Genomic DNA, 17,048 nt, shown 5'->3' on the forward strand with positions numbered 1-17,048 from the left:
GTGCCTCCTTGAGCCTCTTGTAGCCCCCTTCCGTATATCGGGACCCGGCGGAGACCGGTTGAGGGCGGCACATGCGGACTCAGGTACCCGCAAACCCCCATCACTGTCGGCGCTACCGGTAGACTGGAAGCCAATCCCGCCCCAACGTGGGGACCGTCGGGAAAAGCTGAGCAACGCTGATCAAGGCTTGACCAACGCAACATGCCGCAGCCGCTCCGGCACCCTCCCCCAAAGGGGGCACCCCCAGGAGCCCGGCTCGTGCTGTGCCAGTGCCAGAAAGGGCGCTTCGTGGCCGATTCCGGCAACCCCAACGAGAACATTCCGTCCACCGACGCCGGCGCCAACGGCGAGGTCACCGCCTCGTACGACGCCAGCGCCATCACCGTGCTCGAAGGGCTGGACGCGGTCCGCAAGCGACCCGGTATGTACATCGGCTCTACCGGCGAGCGCGGTCTGCACCACCTGGTGTACGAGGTCGTCGACAACTCGGTCGACGAGGCGCTGGCCGGTCACGCCGACACGATCGACGTCACGATCCTGGCCGACGGCGGCGTGCGGGTCGTCGACAACGGCCGTGGCATCCCGGTCGGCATCGTCCCCTCCGAGGGCAAGCCGGCCCTCGAAGTCGTGCTGACCGTGCTGCACGCGGGCGGCAAGTTCGGCGGCGGCGGTTACGCGGTCTCCGGTGGTCTGCACGGCGTCGGCGTCTCCGTCGTGAACGCCCTGTCGTCCAAGGTCTCCGTCCAGGTCAAGACCGACGGCCACCGCTGGACGCAGGAATACAAGATGGGCGTGCCGACGGCCCCCCTCGCCCAGCACGAGGCCACGGACGAGACCGGCACCTCGGTCACCTTCTGGGCCGACGCGGACATCTTCGAAACCACCGAGTACTCCTTCGAGACGCTGTCGCGGCGCTTCCAGGAGATGGCGTTCCTCAACAAGGGTTTGACGATCAAACTCACTGACGAGCGCGAGTCGGCGAAGGCCACGGCCGGCGCGGACGAGGCGGGTGCGGACGAGAAGGACGAGGTCAAGACCGTCACGTACCACTACGAGGGCGGCATCGTCGACTTCGTGAAGTACCTCAACTCCCGCAAGGGGGACGTGGTGCACCCCACCGTCATCGACCTGGAGGCGGAGGACAAGGACAAGAGCCTGTCCCTCGAGGTCGCGATGCAGTGGAACAGCGGCTACAGCGAGGGCGTGTACTCCTTCGCCAACATCATCCACACCCATGAGGGCGGTACGCACGAGGAGGGCTTCCGCGCGGCCCTGACGAGCCTCATCAACAAGTACGCGCGCGACAAGAAGCTGCTGCGGGAGAAGGACGACAACCTCACGGGTGACGACATCCGCGAGGGCCTGACGGCGATCATCTCGGTCAAGCTGAGCGAGCCGCAGTTCGAGGGCCAGACGAAGACCAAGCTCGGCAACACCGAGGCGAAGACCTTCGTGCAGAAGGCGGTCTACGAGCACCTCAACGACTGGCTGGACCGCAACCCGGTCGAGGCGGCGGACATCATCCGCAAGGGCATCCAGGCGGCCACCGCGCGCGTGGCGGCCCGCAAGGCCCGCGACCTGACGCGGCGCAAGGGTCTGCTGGAGTCGGCGTCCCTGCCGGGCAAGCTCTCCGACTGCCAGTCCAACGACCCGACCAAGTGCGAGATCTTCATCGTCGAGGGTGACTCCGCCGGCGGCTCGGCCAAGTCCGGCCGCAACCCGCAGTACCAGGCGATCCTCCCGATCCGCGGCAAGATCCTCAACGTCGAGAAGGCCAGGATCGACAAGATCCTGCAGAACCAGGAGATCCAGGCGCTGATCTCCGCCTTCGGCACGGGCGTGCACGAGGACTTCGACATCGAGAAGCTCCGCTATCACAAGATCATCCTGATGGCGGACGCCGACGTCGACGGCCAGCACATCAGCACCCTGCTGCTGACCTTCCTGTTCCGCTTCATGCGGCCGCTGGTCGAGGCCGGGCACGTGTATCTCTCCCGCCCCCCGCTGTACAAGATCAAGTGGGGCCGGGACGACATCGAGTACGCGTACTCGGACCGCGAGCGCGACGCCCTGACCGAGATGGGCCGTCAGCGGGGCAAGCGTGTCCGCGAGGACTCGATCCAGCGCTTCAAGGGTCTCGGCGAGATGAACGCCGAGGAGCTGCGGGTGACCACCATGGACCAGGAGCACCGGGTCCTCGGCCAGGTCACCCTCGACGACGCCGCCCAGGCCGACGACCTGTTCTCGGTCCTGATGGGCGAGGACGTCGAAGCCCGCCGCGCGTTCATCCAGCGCAACGCCAAGGACGTCCGCTTCCTCGACATCTGAGTCGGTCTCAGCTGACCGCACCAGGAAGGATCCTCACCAGCAATGGCCGACGAGAACACTCCCGTCACCCCCGAAGAGGGCGGCGAAGTCGCGATGCGCGTCGAGCCCGTCGGGCTCGAGACGGAGATGCAGCGCTCGTACCTGGACTACGCGATGTCCGTCATCGTGTCCCGTGCGCTGCCCGATGTCCGGGACGGTCTCAAGCCCGTCCACCGCCGCGTGCTGTACGCGATGTACGACGGCGGCTACCGCCCCGAGCGCGGCTTCTACAAGTGCGCCCGCGTCGTCGGCGACGTCATGGGCAACTACCACCCGCACGGCGACTCCTCGATCTACGACGCGCTGGTCCGCCTCGCGCAGCCGTGGTCGATGCGGATGCCGCTGGTGGACTCCAACGGCAACTTCGGCTCTCCGGGCAACGACCCGGCGGCGGCCATGCGCTACACCGAGTGCAAGATGGCGCCGCTGTCGATGGAGATGGTCCGGGACATCGACGAGGAGACCGTCGACTTCACGGACAACTACGACGGCCGCTCCCAGGAGCCGACCGTCCTGCCGGCCCGCTTCCCGAACCTGCTGATCAACGGCTCGGCCGGCATCGCGGTCGGTATGGCGACCAACATCCCGCCGCACAACCTGCGCGAGGTCGCCGCCGGCGCCCAGTGGTACCTGGAGAACCCCGAGGCCTCGCACGAGGAGCTGCTGGACGCGCTCATGGAGCGCATCAAGGGTCCCGACTTCCCGACCGGCGCGCTGGTCGTGGGCCGCAAGGGCATCGAGGAGGCCTACCGCACCGGGCGCGGCTCGATCACCATGCGCGCGGTGGTCGAGGTCGAGGAGATCCAGAACCGCCAGTGCCTGGTGGTCACGGAGCTGCCCTACCAGACCAACCCCGACAACCTCGCGCAGAAGATCGCCGACCTGGTGAAGGACGGCAAGATCGGCGGCATCGCGGACGTCCGGGACGAGACCAGCTCCCGTACCGGTCAGCGCCTGGTCATCGTGCTCAAGCGGGACGCGGTCGCCAAGGTCGTCCTGAACAACCTCTACAAGCACACCGACCTGCAGTCGAACTTCGGTGCGAACATGCTGGCGCTGGTCGACGGCGTGCCGCGCACGCTGTCCCTGGACGCGTTCATCCGGCACTGGGTGACGCACCAGATCGAGGTCATCGTCCGGCGTACGCGCTTTAGGCTGCGCAAGGCCGAGGAGCGGGCGCACATCCTGCGCGGTCTGCTGAAGGCCCTGGACGCCATCGACGAGGTCATCGCGCTGATCCGGCGCAGTGAGACGGTCGAGATCGCGCGCACCGGCCTGATGGGTCTCCTGGAGATCGACGAGATCCAGGCCAACGCCATCCTGGAGATGCAGCTGCGGCGGCTGGCCGCCCTGGAGCGCCAGAAGATCGTCCAGGAGCACGACGAGCTCCAGGCGAAGATCACCGAGTACAACGAGATCCTGGCCTCGCCGGTCCGCCAGCGCGGAATCGTCAGCGAGGAACTCGCCGCGATCGTCGAGAAGTACGGCGACGACCGCAAGACCATGCTGGTGCCCTACGACGGTGACATGTCCATCGAGGACCTCATCGCCGAGGAGGACATCGTCGTCACCGTCTCGCGCGGCGGTTACGTCAAGCGGACGAAGACGGACGACTACCGGGCGCAGAAGCGCGGCGGCAAGGGCGTGCGCGGCACGAAGCTGAAGGAAGACGACATCGTCGACCACTTCTTCGTCTCCACCACGCACCACTGGCTGCTGTTCTTCACCAACAAGGGCCGGGTGTACCGGGCGAAGGCGTACGAGCTTCCGGACGCCGGCCGCGACGCGCGCGGGCAGCACGTGGCGAACCTGCTGGCCTTCCAGCCGGACGAGGCGATCGCCGAGATCCTGGCGATCCGCGACTACGAGGCGGCGCCGTACCTGGTGCTGGCCACCAAGGCGGGTCTGGTCAAGAAGACGCCTCTGAAGGATTACGATTCGCCCCGTTCCGGCGGTGTCATCGCGATCAACCTTCGGGAGCGTGAGGACGGTTCCGACGACGAACTGATCGGTGCCGAACTCGTCTCGTCCGACGATGATCTGCTGTTGATCAGCAAGAAGGCACAGTCGATCAGGTTCACGGCCACGGACGACACCCTGCGTCCGATGGGCCGAGCCACCTCCGGTGTCAAGGGCATGAGTTTCCGCGAGGGTGATGAACTTCTGTCGATGAATGTTGTTCGACCCGGTACGTTCGTGTTCACTGCCACAGACGGCGGGTACGCGAAGCGGACCCGTGTCGACGAGTACCGCGTCCAGGGTCGCGGCGGCCTCGGCATCAAGGCCGCCAAGATCGTGGAGGACCGTGGTTCGCTCGTCGGCGCGCTGGTGGTCGAGGAGCACGACGAGATCCTCGCCATCACCCTCTCCGGCGGTGTGATTCGCACGCGAGTCAACGAGGTCAGGGAGACGGGCCGTGACACCATGGGCGTCCAACTGATCAACCTGGGCAAGCGCGATGCCGTGGTCGGTATCGCACGTAACGCCGAGGCGGGGCGCGAGGCGGAGGAGGTCGACGGCGACGTGGCCGTCGACGAGACCGCCGAGGGCGCCGCGACCAGCGGCACGGACGAGGGTGAGGCGCCCTCGGCCGAGTAGTACGAGGAGTGAGTCATCGTGAGCGGAGCCACGGGCGCCGGTTCGGCAGGTACCTCCACGGGTACGGAGACGGACGGCGGCGGCCGTGGCTCCGCCGCGAGCGCGGCGGGCAAGAACGCCGCTCCGGCGACAGATCCGCACACGACCAACCTGCAGGCGATCAAGCCGGCGGCGAAGGAATCCCAGGGAGGCACCGTGACGGACACCGCCGAGCCGCAGCCGGCCTCCCCGCTGCCCGGCGAGCGGCGCCCGCAGCAGGCCTCCGGGCCGTACCACCCGCCGCAGGCCTACCCGGCCTCGCAGGCCCCGGCCGGCGCGGTACGCCGTCCGCGCACCGGCGCCGGCGCGCGCACCGCCCCCCGTACGCGCAAGGCCCGGCTGCGGGTGGCCAAGGCCGATCCGTGGTCGGTGATGAAGGTCAGCTTCCTGCTCTCCATCGCGCTCGGCATCTGCACCGTCGTCGCCTCGGCCGTGCTGTGGATGGTCATGGACGCGATGGGCGTCTTCTCCACGGTCGGCGGCACGATCTCCGAGGCGACCGGCTCGAACGAGGCGAACGGCTTCGACCTGCAGGCATTCCTCTCCCTCCCGCACGTCCTGATGTTCACCGCGATCATCGCGGTCATCGACGTCGTCCTCGCGACGGCGCTGGCGACCCTCGGCGCGTTCATCTACAACCTCTCCGCGGGCTTCGTCGGCGGCATCGAGCTCACGCTGGCCGAGGACGAGTGACAACCGATTTTGGGACTGCGCTGGTCGTGCGCTAATCTTCAGGAGTCAGCGCGCGGGACACACACCGCAGAGCGCGGCGGGGCTATAGCTCAGTTGGTTAGAGCGCATCCCTGATAAGGATGAGGCCACAGGTTCAAATCCTGTTAGCCCCACCGGACAGAAGACCCTCAGGTGATCACCTGGGGGTCTTTTTCGTGCCCGGTCGGCGAGCGGCCGAAGAGCGGTCGGCGAGTGGCGGTGGCGGCAACGCAAACGCCCGACCGCTGGCGACGGGGGATGCACCAGCGGTCGGGCTATGGCCAAGGGTAACAAGGACCTAGGCTCCGTGGGGGAAGAACTTGGCAGTGGCGTCGAAGAGTTGTGATCGTTACCGGCCGCACGGGGGGTCGTAGGAGAGCCGGGGCAGGTATTCGTGCCATTTCGCCGGGGTCAGCACGCCCCGGGTGGTCGAGCAGATGCGCCGGATCGCCGCGTCCGTGTCCAGGTTCCACAGGCGGATCGTGTCGGAGCCGCTGGAGACGCCGAGCAGGTGGCTGGTGGGGCTGAAGGACAGGAAGTTGCCCGTCTTCGCGTTGGGGCGCATCGACTGGCCGATGGGATCGGCCCTGGCCGGATCGCTGACGTTCCACAGGCGGACCGTGTTGTCGTTGCCTCCGCTGGCGAGGGTGCGGCCGTCCTGGCTGAAGGTCAGGGACACCACCGCCTCGGAGTGACCGATGAGCGCTGGGCCCAGCGGCGCCGCCTCCAGGGGGGCGCTGACGTTCCACAGGCGGACCGTGTCGTCGTCGCTGCCGCTGGCCAGGGTCCGGCCGTCCGGGCTGTAGGCGAGCGCGTTGACCGGGCCGAGGTGGCCGGTGAGCGACCTGCCGAGCGGCAGCGCGTGGGATGGGTCGGTGACGTTCCACAGCCGTATGACGCCGTCCTCGCTGCCGCCGGCGAGCGTGCGCCCGTCCGGGGTGAAGGCGAGGGAGTCGATGAACCCCTTGGGACCGGTGAGCGGCTTGCCGAGCGGGGTCACACGGGAGGGGTCGGTGACGTTCCACAGCTGGATGGTGCGGTCCTCGTAGGCGGTCGCCAGGGTGCGCCCGTCCGGGCTGTAGGCGATCGCGAAGGGGCCCATGAACAGGGTGCGCAGGGCGATGTCGGGTCCGGCGGGGACCGGGTGGGCCGGGTCGGTGAGGTTCCACAGCGCCACCGTCCGGTTCCCGGTCAGCACCGCGAGGGTGCGGCCGTCGGGCGAGAACGCCGGCGACCGGTCGCCGCCGTCGGCGGGCATGAAGGGCCTGGCCAGTGAGACGGGCCGGCCGGCGTCGCGCACGTCCCACAGCCGGATGCGTCCGTCGCGGGCGGCCGTGGCGAGCACCCGGCCGTCCGGGCGGAACACCCCGCGGCGGCCGATCATGTCCGAGGTCGGTACCGACCACAGCCGGACCTTGCTGTCGCCGCTGCCGGTCGCGAGGGTACGGCCGTCGGGGCTGAAGCCCAGCGCGTACATCTCCCCGCTGCCGCCCGCGAGGGGTTCGCCGACCTGGGACGGCGAGGCCGGGTCGCTGACGTTCCACAGGCTCGCCGTGCTGTCCGCGCTGGCGGCGGCGAGCATGGTGCCGCCGGGGTTGAAGGCCACCGACCAGATCGGGCCGGTGTGGCCGGTGAGAGGGGAGCCGAGGGGCCCCGCGTGCGCCGGGTCGGCCACGTTCCACAGCCGTATGGTGTCGTCCGCGCTGCCGCTGGCCAGGGTGGAGCCGTCGGGGCTGAAGGCCACCGAGTGCACCGTGCCGGTGTGACCGGTCAGCTTCGGCCCGACGCGCTCCGGGTGGCGCGGGTCGGCCGTGTTCCACAGCATGATCGTGTCGTCGTCGCCGCCCGCGGCGAGCCTCCTGCCGTCGGGGCTGAAGGCGAGGGAGCGCACGGCGGCACTGTGCCCGGTCAGGACGGACAGCGGCCTGGGCCGGCCCGGGACGCCGGTGTCCCACAGGCGGACGGTGTGGTCCTCGTCCGCCGTGGCCAGCGTACGGCCGTCCGGGCTGAAGGCGATCAGGTAGATCGTGCCGTCGTGGCCGTTCAGGGGCGTGCCCAGCGGCTTCGGGCGGCCCGGGTCGCGTACGTCCCACAGCCGGACCGTGCCGTCGTCCGAGGCGCTGGCCAGGGTGTGGCCGTCGGGGCTGAAGACCGCGCTGCTGACCCAGCTGGTGTGACCGGTGAGGGGGCCGCCGAGCGGCTTGGGCCGGTTCGGGTCCGAGACGTTCCACAGGCGTACGGTGCGGTCGGCGCTGGCGGTGGCCAGGAGGCGGCCGTCCGGGCTGAACGTGGTGAGGTACACGGCACCGGTGTGGCCGAGCAGCGGGGTGGCCAGGGGCGCGTTGACGATCGAGATCAGCCGGTTGTTCGCGCCCTCGTCGCCCGGGCGCAGATGGTGCGCGACCAGGTCCAGTTGGGCGGAGAGCGAGGGGTCCGTGTACTGGACCCGGTCGGCCTCGGCGACGACCTGCTCGAACACGGCGTCGTTGCGCTGCTGCCAGGCCTCCACCGCCGAACCGACCGCCACGACGGCCAGGACGACCAGGGCGGACACCGCGGCACGGCTGATCCACACCGTGCGCCTGCGCAGCCTGACCGAGGCGGCGAGGAACTCCGCCGCGCTGCGCGTGAGGAAGGTGTCACCGGCGGACTTCGCCCAGGCGTGGGCCTGTTCGAGCCGGGAGCCCCGGTAGAGGAGGGACGAGTCGCGGTTCGAGCCCTCCCAGGACCTGCCGTCCTCCTCCAGGCGCTGGCGCAGCAGGTTGCCGCCCCGGTCCTCGTCGATCCAGTCGCGCAGCCGTGGCCAGGCGTGCAGCAGCGCCTCGTGGGTGATCTCCACGCTCTCCGCGTCGAGCGTCACCAGCCGCGCCCTGACGAGGGCCTCCAGCGACTCCTCCGTACCGTGCGGGTCCGTCGACTCCTCCGCCAGCTGGCGCCGGGTGCCGCGCCTGCGGGTGGCCTGGGTGTCCTCGCCCAGCCGGACCAGCCTCAGCAGCAGCAGCCTGGCGGCCGTGCGCGCGGCCGGGTCCAGGCCGGACCAGGCCCGCTCGGCGGTCGCCGCCACCGCGCCCTGGATGCCGCCCGCCGCCCGGTAGCCGGCCAGCGTGAGCCGGCCCGCCTTGCGGCGCTGCCAGGTGGCGAGCAGGGCGTGGGAGAGCAGCGGCAGGGCGCCCGTGTCGTGGGTGCCCCGGGGGCCGTCGGCGCTCACCTCACGCAGGATCAACTCGGCCAGCCCCGGTTCGAGTTCCAGGCCGACGGCCTTGGCCGGGCCGGTGACGGCCTCGCGCAGCTCCGCGGTGGTGAGCGGGCCGAGGACCATGTGCCGGTGCTGCAGGGCGTCGGCCAGTTCCGGATGGGCGAGGCACTGCTCGTAGAAGTCGGCGCGCATGCCGAGGACGACGAGGACGGGGGCGGTCCCGTCGTCGTCCGAGGGAGTGCACGCGGCGTGCAGGAGCTGGATGAAGGTGCGGCGGTCCGCCTCACTGGGGCACAGGGTGAAGGTTTCCTCGAACTGGTCCACGACGACCACGGGCCGAGGGGCGGCCGCCGACGCGCCGTCGGACGGCACGACTCCGGCCCTCTCGCGCCCGGCCCTCCCCCGCCCGGCCCAAGCCGTCATGGCCTCCCGCACGGCCCGCGCGAACCGCGGGCTGCCGGGCTCGTGAGCCGCGTCCGCCGGGTTGGCCGAGCCTGTTTCGGTGTGCGTGTCCGCCGTGTCCGCTATACCGGTCGGGTCGGTCGTGGTGGCCTGCGACGCCTCGGTGACGGCGGCGAGTTCGGGGATCCGGCGCGTCAGTTCCCCGAGCGGATCGCCTCCCGGCACGAGCTGCACCACGTCCCTGGGCCCGTCGCCCTCGCCGCCCAGCGCGCCGTTCTGCACGGCGGGCACGAGGCCGGCGTTCAGCAGGGAGGACTTGCCGGCCCCCGAGGCGCCGACGAGCACGACCAGTCCGCCGGTCCGTTCCGCCGCGCGGAGTTGGGCGACGAGCGCGTCCGTGCTGCGCTCCCGGCCGAAGAACCACCGGGCGTCCTGCTCCCGGTAGGAGGCGAGCCCGCGGTAGGGGCACACGCCGGTGACCGCCGCGGCCTCTGCCGGGGAGTGTTCCTCCTCGTCCGTGGCGGCCGCGGTCCGGTCGCCGACCGGGTCGGCCACCGCGCTCTGCCACAGGCGCTGCCACTCGGCGAGGTCGTACAGACCGGTGGCCGCGGGTTTGGGCCGGACGCGCCGCGCCTCGGGGATCAGGACCTGCAGCACCGCGGCGAGGGCCGCGAACTGCGCCGGTACGTTCCTGGCGCGTCGCCAGTCGCTGATCCGCTGGGCGGACACCCGTACGGGCCGCCCTCGCTCGTCGACCCGCTGAAGCCGTACGACGGCCTCGGCGACGCGCTTCAGGGGAGGGTTCCCCGCCTCCTTGTACAGCAGCGCGAGACGTTCCGCGAAGGCTGTGCGTACCCCTGAGTCGAGACTCAAGGTCCCCACCCCTAACTTCCCCCGCACCTGACATCCGGACCGGAAAATCCACTCTATACGGCTGACCTGCGGGAAGTCCCTGATCCGGACTCCGGTCCCTCCTCGGTTTCGGACCCGGGTGGCAGGATCACGACGGTCCTGCTCGCGGTGGTCCCGCGTCGTTCGGTACCGGTCCCCACGTGGGGAGGGACCGGTACCGAACGACGCGGGATCCCCGGGCCGGGACCGTCAGAGCCATCCGGCCTCGCGCGCGGCCGCGACCGCGCGTTCCTCGGCCTCGTCGGCGGCGGCGTTCAGGGACGTGTCCCGTCCGCCCGCCGTCCCGCCGGCCGCCAGCGCGGCGGCCCGTGACGCGGCGAGGGCCGCGGCCTCCACAGCAGCGTTCACAGCAGGCCTCAGGTCCGTGCGGGTGGCTACCTGGGCGGCGAGGGCGGCGGTGGCCGCGGCGTTGCGGGCGCAGCGGGCGTCCGCCGCCGGGTCCGGCGCGGTCGAGGGGAGCGCGTCGAGCGACCGCGCGCACAGGCGCAGGGCGTTCGCGGCCCGGCCGGCAGGCGTCGTAGGTACGGTCTCGGCCCCGGAGGGGTCGATTCCGGCCTGCCGACAGGCCGCTGCCGCGCGCTCGTACGCGCTGTGGGCGCGGGTGGCATGGATTGTTCTGAGCGCTTCCGGTGCGTCTGGTGCTTCCGGTATTTCCCGTGCCTCTGCCGATCCGCTCATTCATGCCTCCCGGCCGTCGAGACGACACCGTGTCCGGCTGCCGGGGCAGGGTGCCATGCCGGCCGCGAAGAGAAAAGAAGCGCACCCTGGATACCTGACGCTCCGTCAGTTATGGTCCCTCTGCCGTGCAACGCCCGAAAGGTGATCGGCAGGGCGATCGGAAGGGTGATCGGAATGGAAACAGGTCCCCGGAGTCCGCAGCCGCCGGGCCCCCCGCGCTGGGTGGCGATGGCCTATCGGCCGTCCTCGGCCTCCTGGCAGGTGTGCGCGGAATCGCCCCACCGCGCGCCCGTGCGGTACGCGCTCGGCGAGATGGCCCACACGGTGCGGGCGCGGGGCGGCGACCTCACGGTCAGTCTGTGGGGCCCGAAGGACGGGGCGTGGCAGCGCTTCGACGAGGTGGCGGCGAGCCCGCCGACGCCCTCGACCGACCGCGAGGCGTCCGGTTCGCCCGCCTCCGCTCCGGAACGGCAGCCGAGCACGCTCACGGAACGCATGAGCGGCCGGCGCCGGCAGGTCCTCGTGGCCGGTCTGGGCAAGGCGGGCCTCTACGACCTCTCCCCGGCCGACTGGGCCGCCGTCGAGGCCCTCGCCGACCGGCTGGACGAGACGTCCGTGCGCACGGTCGCCCGGTGGCTCGCCGTGGCCGGCGGCGACAGGGGGCCGGCCGCGCCGGTTCGGTGAGCCGTACGCGGGGCGGTCACGGCGTCTCAAGGGGGCAGCGGCACCCGGTGCGGCGGCACCCGGTGCGGTGTCACCCGATGCCGGGGCAGCTCCATCCGAAGGACGCCAACGCCCGCGCCCGCGCCTCCACCACCGCCATCCGGGCGTCCCGTTCGTCGGGGTCCACATGGGCCCGCTGCCCGGTCATCTGCCCCTCCCACTTGCGGTAGAGCAGCCCCACCTCCCCGGTGAACCAGCCACGACTGACCGCGTTCAGCGCCAGCAGCAGGCCGGTGTCCTCGGAGGCGGGCAGCGCCATCCAGCCGCCGAGGGCCAGCAGCAGATCGCGCCGGACGAAGAGCGTCGCCGGGTGGACCTGGGCGAGGAAACCGTTCGCCGCCCAGAAGTCGAGCACCGCGCCGCGCTCCAACGGGCCGTTCTCGGGGTCGCCCGGAAAGCCTGCCGTGGAGCCGTCGGGCAGCAGGTCGAGCACCCGGGACGTCGCCCAGCCGAGTGTGCGGTCGGCTTCCAGGGCGGCCAGGTCGCGGGCGAGGGCGCCGGGGGCGAGCTGGTCGTCGGCGTCCAGGACCTTGACGTACGCGCCGTCCGCGTGCGCCAGGGCGATCGTGCGGGCGACCCCGGGACCGCCGAGGCCACCGGCCCGGCCCTGCCGGAAGTCCACCCGCTCGTCGTCGGGTACGTGGGGACGCACCCGGTCGGTCAGGCCGTCTTCCTGGATCACCCAGCGCCATTCCCAGCCGTCCGGCAGCTCCTGTTCGCACAGCGACTTGTACGCCTCGCCCAGGAACGGCGCCGAGGGGCCGTGCACCGCGGTGACGACGACGATGCGCCCGCTCCCGGCCGTACTCACCACCACGCGCACCTTTCGCTCACCGTCCTCGGCACCCCTACTCAAGCACGCAGCAGGCCCCCACACATGCGAGGACCCCCGACCGGCCGGTCGGGGGTCCTCACCCTGGGGTGCCGCTGTACGCAAGCTCGCCGTCGGGTCTTCCTGCCTTCAGAGGGTCAGCATTCGAGGGTGGCTGTCGGCTCCGTCGCACTGTTCGCTTCCGATTCCGGGTCCGTGTCCGGGAGGGAGCGGTGGCGACAGCCGGGGGTCTTGCCGTGGGCCTCGGCCCGGATGCGCTGTTTCATCGTGGGGGGCAGTGCCCGGCCATGGGACCAGGCCCAGTGGGACACCGCCGGGACCGTCGGCTGCGTGGCGCTGTTGCGCGGGGTCTCGGTCTGCGGTGCGGCCGCGGCGGTGGTCGCGGTGACGAGTCCGAGCGCCGTGCACAGCGCGAGGAAGGCGGTGACGATGGCGGTCCACAGCTTCATGACCTTGTTCTGGGTCATGGCCCCTCACTTTCGGGTTGGGCGATTTGCGTACTTCCCTCATGATGTGTATGGAGGCCGAGGAGCGTCGGACCGCCGCCCGTGTCGCGTCGAAGTTCAGATCAACACCACTCGGATGGACGTAACAGCGCAGAAAAGCGTCTCAAGGGTTCAAAAGTTGCGAAATCTGACCGTCTGTGCGGGTGTGATCACCCTCCGATCGGAACGGAGACGGTCCGCGCTACTTGGCTCCGGGGTGCGGGAGTTGGGCCCCGACGTAGGTCACCGATCGGTATCGGCCGGTGTGTATAGTCGGGCGCCAGAGGTCCCCTACGTCAAGGAAAGACGAGGTCGCGCGGTGAAGAAGCTTCTCCTGGTCGCACTGGCCGCCATCGGCGGGCTCCTCGTGTACCGCCAGATCCAGGCGGATCGCGCCGAGCAGGATCTGTGGACGGAGGCGACTGACTCCGTGCCCACGGGTTCGTGAGTAACGACACCGGAATCTGATCAGACCCCGACCGCCTCTCGCGGTCGGGGTTTTGCGTTGCCAGGATGGGCCAGTGCGACGACGACGGACGACGAGAGCGACGAAGAGAGCGACGAGAGCGGGGACGGCGGCCGTGGTGGGCGCCGTGCTGTGTGCCGTGGCCGCCCTGACCGGGACGAGCGCGACGGCGGCCGGGGCGCAGGGGGCGCACGCCTCCGCCCAGGGCTCGTACGCCTTCGCGCCGGGCGCGCGGTTCGTCCGGGGGGCGGCCGGCACCACCGATGCACAGCGGCTGGAGCCCGGGCGGATCTACCGCAGCTCCATCCCGAGGAACGGCAAGCTCTCCTACCGCCTCGACCTCACGGCCACCACCACGGCGTACGTCCCCGTCACCGCCGTCCCCCCGTCGACCGCCACGGTCGCCGCCACCGATGGCATCAGGGTGTCGATGCGGGACGCCCACGGCACCACCTGCTCCAACGCCGCCGCGAGCTTCGGCGCCGGACACAGCCCCCAGCCCGTCACGGCGCTCGGGTGGCGGGACGTCGGCAAGGCGCTGTGCCAGGGTCCGGGGACGTACTACGTGCAGGTGGAGCGGGTGGACGCGACCGGGTCCGGGGCGGCGGGCCAGGGCAGCTGGGACCTGGAGCTGGCCCCGGTCTCCGAGCCACGTGCGGCGAAGGCCGGTGCCACCGGCGCGCCCGAGGTCTGGGACTCCTCCTCGCCCCGGCCCCTGACCGGCGAGCCGCACCGGCGGGCGGGCGGCGCCGGGTTCGCCACCGCCGCCACGGTCGGCCAGGGCGTCTGGCGTTCCGACATCGAGCCCGGCCAGACCCTCTTCTACAAGGTGCCGGTCGACTGGGGGCAGCAGGTGCACGCCACCGCCGAACTGGGCGGGTTCAGCGGCGCCCGCAGTTATGTCACCGGCGCCCTGGACATGGCGCTCTACAACCCCGTACGCGGCCACGTCGACGACATGTCCGTCAGTTACACCGGCACCCAGAAGTCGGCCGAGCTGCGGCCCCTGCCGCCGGTCGAGTACGCCAACCGGTACGCCGTGCTGGACGAGGTGAGTGCTGTCCGCTTCGCCGGTGACTACTACCTCGTCGTGCACCTCAACGGGCAGATGGCGGACATGTTCGGGCCGGGACCGTTCGGGGTGACGCTGCGCGTGCGGGTCGGCGGCGCCCCGCATGCCGGGCCCGGGTACGCAGGGCAGTCCCAGCCGCACGACCTCTTCGAGGTGACGGCCCAGGACCGGCAGGCCGCGGCGGCCGGGACCGACGGGATCAACCGGAGCAACGGGAGCGACGGCGGTGGCACAGGGAGCAACGGAGGCGGTGCCACCGTGATGCGGGTGGTCGCGGTGGGCGGGATCGGCGCCGGGACCGCGCTGCTGTCGGTGCTCGGGGTGTGGACGGTGGCGGCCCGTCGGGGTCAGACCCGGGCCAGCGCCCAGAAGCCCACGGCGTAGCAGGCCAGCGCCAGGAGCAGGATCGGGATCGCCGCCTTGGCCGGAGGCCCGGGCCGGCGATCCGGGCGGCGCCTGCGATGGCGGCGGGGGCCGGTGCCTTCGGGGCTTTCGGCGCGTTCCGGGCCTTCGGGATACGGTGCGTGCGCGGGGCGTGGGGTGTTGTGAGCGGTGTACGAGGCGGTGCCGGGATCCGCGCGGGCCTCGGTGACCGGGGTCGGTGTGGGCGTGGGGGTCGGAGTCGGGGTGGGCGGCGCGTCGAGGAGCCTCGGGGGCGGGAGACGGAAGCTGCCGGTGTCCGACATGGACGTGGACTTCGGAAGAGGGGGCACGGGCAGGGCCGCGGGGATCGGCGGCAGGGTGCCGGTGCCCAGGCGGGGATCGGGCGTCGGGTCGACGGCCTCCGCCCCGCCCGCCTCCGCCCCGTGCGATGCCGTACCGTCCGCGCTACGGATCTCCCGGTCGGACCCTTCCGTCGCCGCCTTCTCCGGATCCACGCCGGAGGCCGGCTTGAGCGGCCCGTCGGGGCCGAATCCCGGTGGCAGCGGGCCGATTTGGTCGAATATCTCGATCAACTCGTCGTCGGGTCCGGGCTCCGCGAGGAGTTCCACGGCGGAGGCGAGCGCCTTGCGCGCTCCCGTGGCCGTGCGGAACCGGGCTGCCGGGTCCGGCTGCAGGAGCGTGGCGACGACCTGCCACAGCGGCTCGGGTACGCCCTGGGGCGCACCGGGTGTTCCGTGCTCCGCGAAGTACTGCAACAGGGCCTTGGCATCGGGTTTGGCACCTTCGAGCAGGTACAGGGCGACCAGGCCCACAGCGAACAGATCGGCCGGGAAGTCCGGGTCGGAGCCCAGCAGTTGCTCGGGTGCGAGGTAACCGGGCGTCCCCACCACGAGGTTGGTCTCGGTCAGGCGCGGCTCGCCCAGCCGCATGGCGATGCCGAAGTCGGACAGCCGCAGCCGCGGCCGGCCGGTTCCGGTGGCCTCGAGCAGGACGTTGGCGGGTTTGATGTCACGGTGGACGACGCCTTCCGCGTGCACCGCCGATAGCCCCGACAGGAGTTGGTCGAGCAGGGTGCACACGAACAGCGGCGGCAGCGGGCCGTAGTCGCCGACGAGGTGCACGAGTGAGCCGCCGGCCACCAGGTCCATGGTGAACAGGACCTTGTCGTCGTCGGCGGCCCAGCTGGCCGGGGCGAGGACGTGGGGGTGGTCGATCCGCAGCGCTTGTTCCCGTACGAAGCGCAGGAGCGAGTGGGCGTCGCGCTGTTGGAGCACCTTGGCGGCCACGTAGCGGCGCCGGCGGTGGTCCCAGGCCCGCCAGACGGCACCCACGCCACCGCGTCCGATCGGGTCGGCCAGCTCGTACCGCCCGGCGAAGACCTCACCCATGCCTGCCCGTCGCTCCTCCCCCTGCGGCCCCTGCGGCGCCGTACCCCCTGCTACCGCGCCGTACCCCCTGATACCCCCGTGAAGCTTGTTTCCCCCGTGAGACTTGCTTCCCCCGTGATGAGAGCTACGACCCCTCCCCGGGCCCTGGGCTCAGTTCTGGTGGGACTGGTAGTGCGCGACCGCGTCGGAGGTGCGGCCGGCGCCGTAGACCCGGAGGAACTCGGCCAGTTCGGGGTGGCTCGGAGCGAGGGTGTCGGCGGCCTCGATGATGTCGCCGGCGGCGGCCACCGAGCGCAGCAGCGACTGGATCTCGCGGACCACCCGCTTGACCGTGGGCGCCCCCGAACTGTTGGTCGTCTGTGTGGCGTTGCTGAGCACCGAACCCCCCTGTGACTTCTTGATCTCGTCCATGCGCTCGGTCGCCTCGGCCGCGCTGACGCTGCCGTCCGCGACCTGTGCGGCCAGGTCCTGCAGCAGCTGCACCCGCTGGACCACGGCCGGGTTCCCGATCTTCGCCCGCTGGCCGCTCATCAGCTGCGACAGCATCGGAGCGGACAGCCCCAGGACCGCCGCGAGACGGGCCTGGTTGAGACCGAGATCCTCGATGAGCTTACGGAAGAGCGCCCCCAACGGCTCCCCGTACCAGTTCCGCTGCAGCTCCCGCGCTCTGGCGGTGGCTTCCTGCTGTGCGGCGTCCATTGCGTCTCCCCATCGCTTCCCCTGAGATACCGCGGTTCGCTGTAGCGAACCACGTCGAGCATCCTACGGAGAGTGGTCATGCGCGGGGACCCCCAA

Annotated in this window: 12 protein-coding genes and 1 tRNA gene; 7 read left to right on the top strand and 6 right to left on the bottom strand. The window is 71.1% G+C overall.

What is annotated here, in order from left to right:
- The first annotated feature begins 288 nt into the window (after positions 1 to 288).
- The 4 genes from gyrB (at position 289) to ACFYMM_RS10390 (ending at position 5,849) form a co-directional block, all read left to right on the top strand.
- Entirely contained in the window at positions 289 to 2,328 is a 2,040-nt protein-coding gene (gene gyrB / locus ACFYMM_RS10375) for a DNA topoisomerase (ATP-hydrolyzing) subunit B (RefSeq protein WP_388385419.1), read from the top strand.
- A 42-nt stretch (positions 2,329 to 2,370) separates the two neighbouring features.
- On the top strand, positions 2,371 to 4,965 hold the full coding sequence (gyrA, locus tag ACFYMM_RS10380) for a DNA gyrase subunit A (RefSeq protein ID WP_388385420.1): 2,595 nt from the start codon (positions 2,371 to 2,373) through the stop codon (positions 4,963 to 4,965).
- A gap of 18 nt (positions 4,966 to 4,983) precedes the next feature.
- Positions 4,984 to 5,697 carry a DUF3566 domain-containing protein gene (locus tag ACFYMM_RS10385; protein WP_388385421.1) on the top strand — a complete coding sequence of 238 codons (714 nt, stop codon included), beginning with the start codon at positions 4,984 to 4,986 and terminating at the stop codon, positions 5,695 to 5,697.
- A gap of 78 nt (positions 5,698 to 5,775) precedes the next feature.
- A tRNA-Ile gene (locus tag ACFYMM_RS10390) sits at positions 5,776 to 5,849 on the top strand.
- A 215-nt stretch (positions 5,850 to 6,064) separates the two neighbouring features.
- Here the strand turns inward: ACFYMM_RS10390 and ACFYMM_RS10395 are convergent.
- Positions 6,065 to 10,195, bottom strand: coding sequence for an AAA family ATPase (locus ACFYMM_RS10395; protein ID WP_388385422.1), 4,131 nt, complete (start codon positions 10,193 to 10,195; stop codon positions 6,065 to 6,067).
- Between the two features lie 219 nt (positions 10,196 to 10,414).
- On the bottom strand, positions 10,415 to 10,903 hold the full coding sequence (locus ACFYMM_RS10400; RefSeq protein ID WP_388385423.1) for a hypothetical protein: 489 nt from the start codon (positions 10,901 to 10,903) through the stop codon (positions 10,415 to 10,417).
- A 228-nt stretch (positions 10,904 to 11,131) separates the two neighbouring features.
- Here ACFYMM_RS10400 and ACFYMM_RS10405 point away from each other — a divergent pair, with 228 nt between their 5' ends.
- Positions 11,132 to 11,587: a hypothetical protein gene (locus ACFYMM_RS10405; protein ID WP_388385424.1), complete on the top strand. Its 456-nt coding sequence runs from the start codon at positions 11,132 to 11,134 to the stop codon at positions 11,585 to 11,587.
- A gap of 70 nt (positions 11,588 to 11,657) precedes the next feature.
- Here ACFYMM_RS10405 and ACFYMM_RS10410 read toward each other — a convergent pair whose 3' ends face one another.
- Both ACFYMM_RS10410 and ACFYMM_RS10415 read right to left on the bottom strand, forming a co-directional pair.
- A complete protein-coding gene (locus ACFYMM_RS10410; protein ID WP_388385425.1) occupies positions 11,658 to 12,437 on the bottom strand; it encodes a glycosyltransferase family 2 protein in 780 nt (259 codons plus the stop codon).
- 158 nt (positions 12,438 to 12,595) lie between these two features.
- Positions 12,596 to 12,925, bottom strand: coding sequence for a DUF6344 domain-containing protein (locus ACFYMM_RS10415; protein ID WP_388385426.1), 330 nt, complete (start codon positions 12,923 to 12,925; stop codon positions 12,596 to 12,598).
- A gap of 337 nt (positions 12,926 to 13,262) precedes the next feature.
- Here ACFYMM_RS10415 and ACFYMM_RS10420 point away from each other — a divergent pair, with 337 nt between their 5' ends.
- Positions 13,263 to 13,391 carry a DLW-39 family protein gene (locus ACFYMM_RS10420; protein ID WP_003999697.1) on the top strand — a complete coding sequence of 43 codons (129 nt, stop codon included), beginning with the start codon at positions 13,263 to 13,265 and terminating at the stop codon, positions 13,389 to 13,391.
- A 145-nt stretch (positions 13,392 to 13,536) separates the two neighbouring features.
- On the top strand, positions 13,537 to 14,865 hold the full coding sequence (locus ACFYMM_RS10425) for a hypothetical protein (protein WP_388385427.1): 1,329 nt from the start codon (positions 13,537 to 13,539) through the stop codon (positions 14,863 to 14,865).
- On the opposite strand, the gene ACFYMM_RS10430 is transcribed toward ACFYMM_RS10425, so the two are convergent.
- Positions 14,829 to 16,253, bottom strand: coding sequence for a serine/threonine-protein kinase (locus ACFYMM_RS10430; RefSeq protein WP_388385428.1), 1,425 nt, complete (start codon positions 16,251 to 16,253; stop codon positions 14,829 to 14,831). The two genes, ACFYMM_RS10425 and ACFYMM_RS10430, sit on opposite strands and share 37 nt — an antisense overlap.
- A 150-nt stretch (positions 16,254 to 16,403) precedes the next feature.
- A complete protein-coding gene (locus ACFYMM_RS10435) occupies positions 16,404 to 16,952 on the bottom strand; it encodes a helix-turn-helix domain-containing protein (protein ID WP_388385429.1) in 549 nt (182 codons plus the stop codon).
- Positions 16,953 to 17,048: the final 96 nt, after the last annotated feature.

The sequence above is a fragment of the Streptomyces sp. NPDC006739 genome (genome assembly GCF_042869815.1).
Lineage (GTDB): Bacteria > Actinomycetota > Actinomycetes > Streptomycetales > Streptomycetaceae > Streptomyces.

Excerpts from the sequence above, each read along its gene's own strand:
- gyrA (WP_388385420.1), top strand. The coding sequence starts at position 2,371 with ATGGCCGACGAGAACACTCCCGTCACCCCCGAAGAGGGCGGCGAAGTC.
- ACFYMM_RS10400 (WP_388385423.1), bottom strand. The coding sequence starts at position 10,903 with ATGAGCGGATCGGCAGAGGCACGGGAAATACCGGAAGCACCAGACGCA.
- ACFYMM_RS10405 (WP_388385424.1), top strand. The coding sequence starts at position 11,132 with ATGGCCTATCGGCCGTCCTCGGCCTCCTGGCAGGTGTGCGCGGAATCG.
- ACFYMM_RS10415 (WP_388385426.1), bottom strand. The coding sequence starts at position 12,925 with ATGACCCAGAACAAGGTCATGAAGCTGTGGACCGCCATCGTCACCGCC.
- ACFYMM_RS10430 (WP_388385428.1), bottom strand. The coding sequence starts at position 16,253 with ATGGGTGAGGTCTTCGCCGGGCGGTACGAGCTGGCCGACCCGATCGGA.
- ACFYMM_RS10435 (WP_388385429.1), bottom strand. The coding sequence starts at position 16,952 with ATGGACGCCGCACAGCAGGAAGCCACCGCCAGAGCGCGGGAGCTGCAG.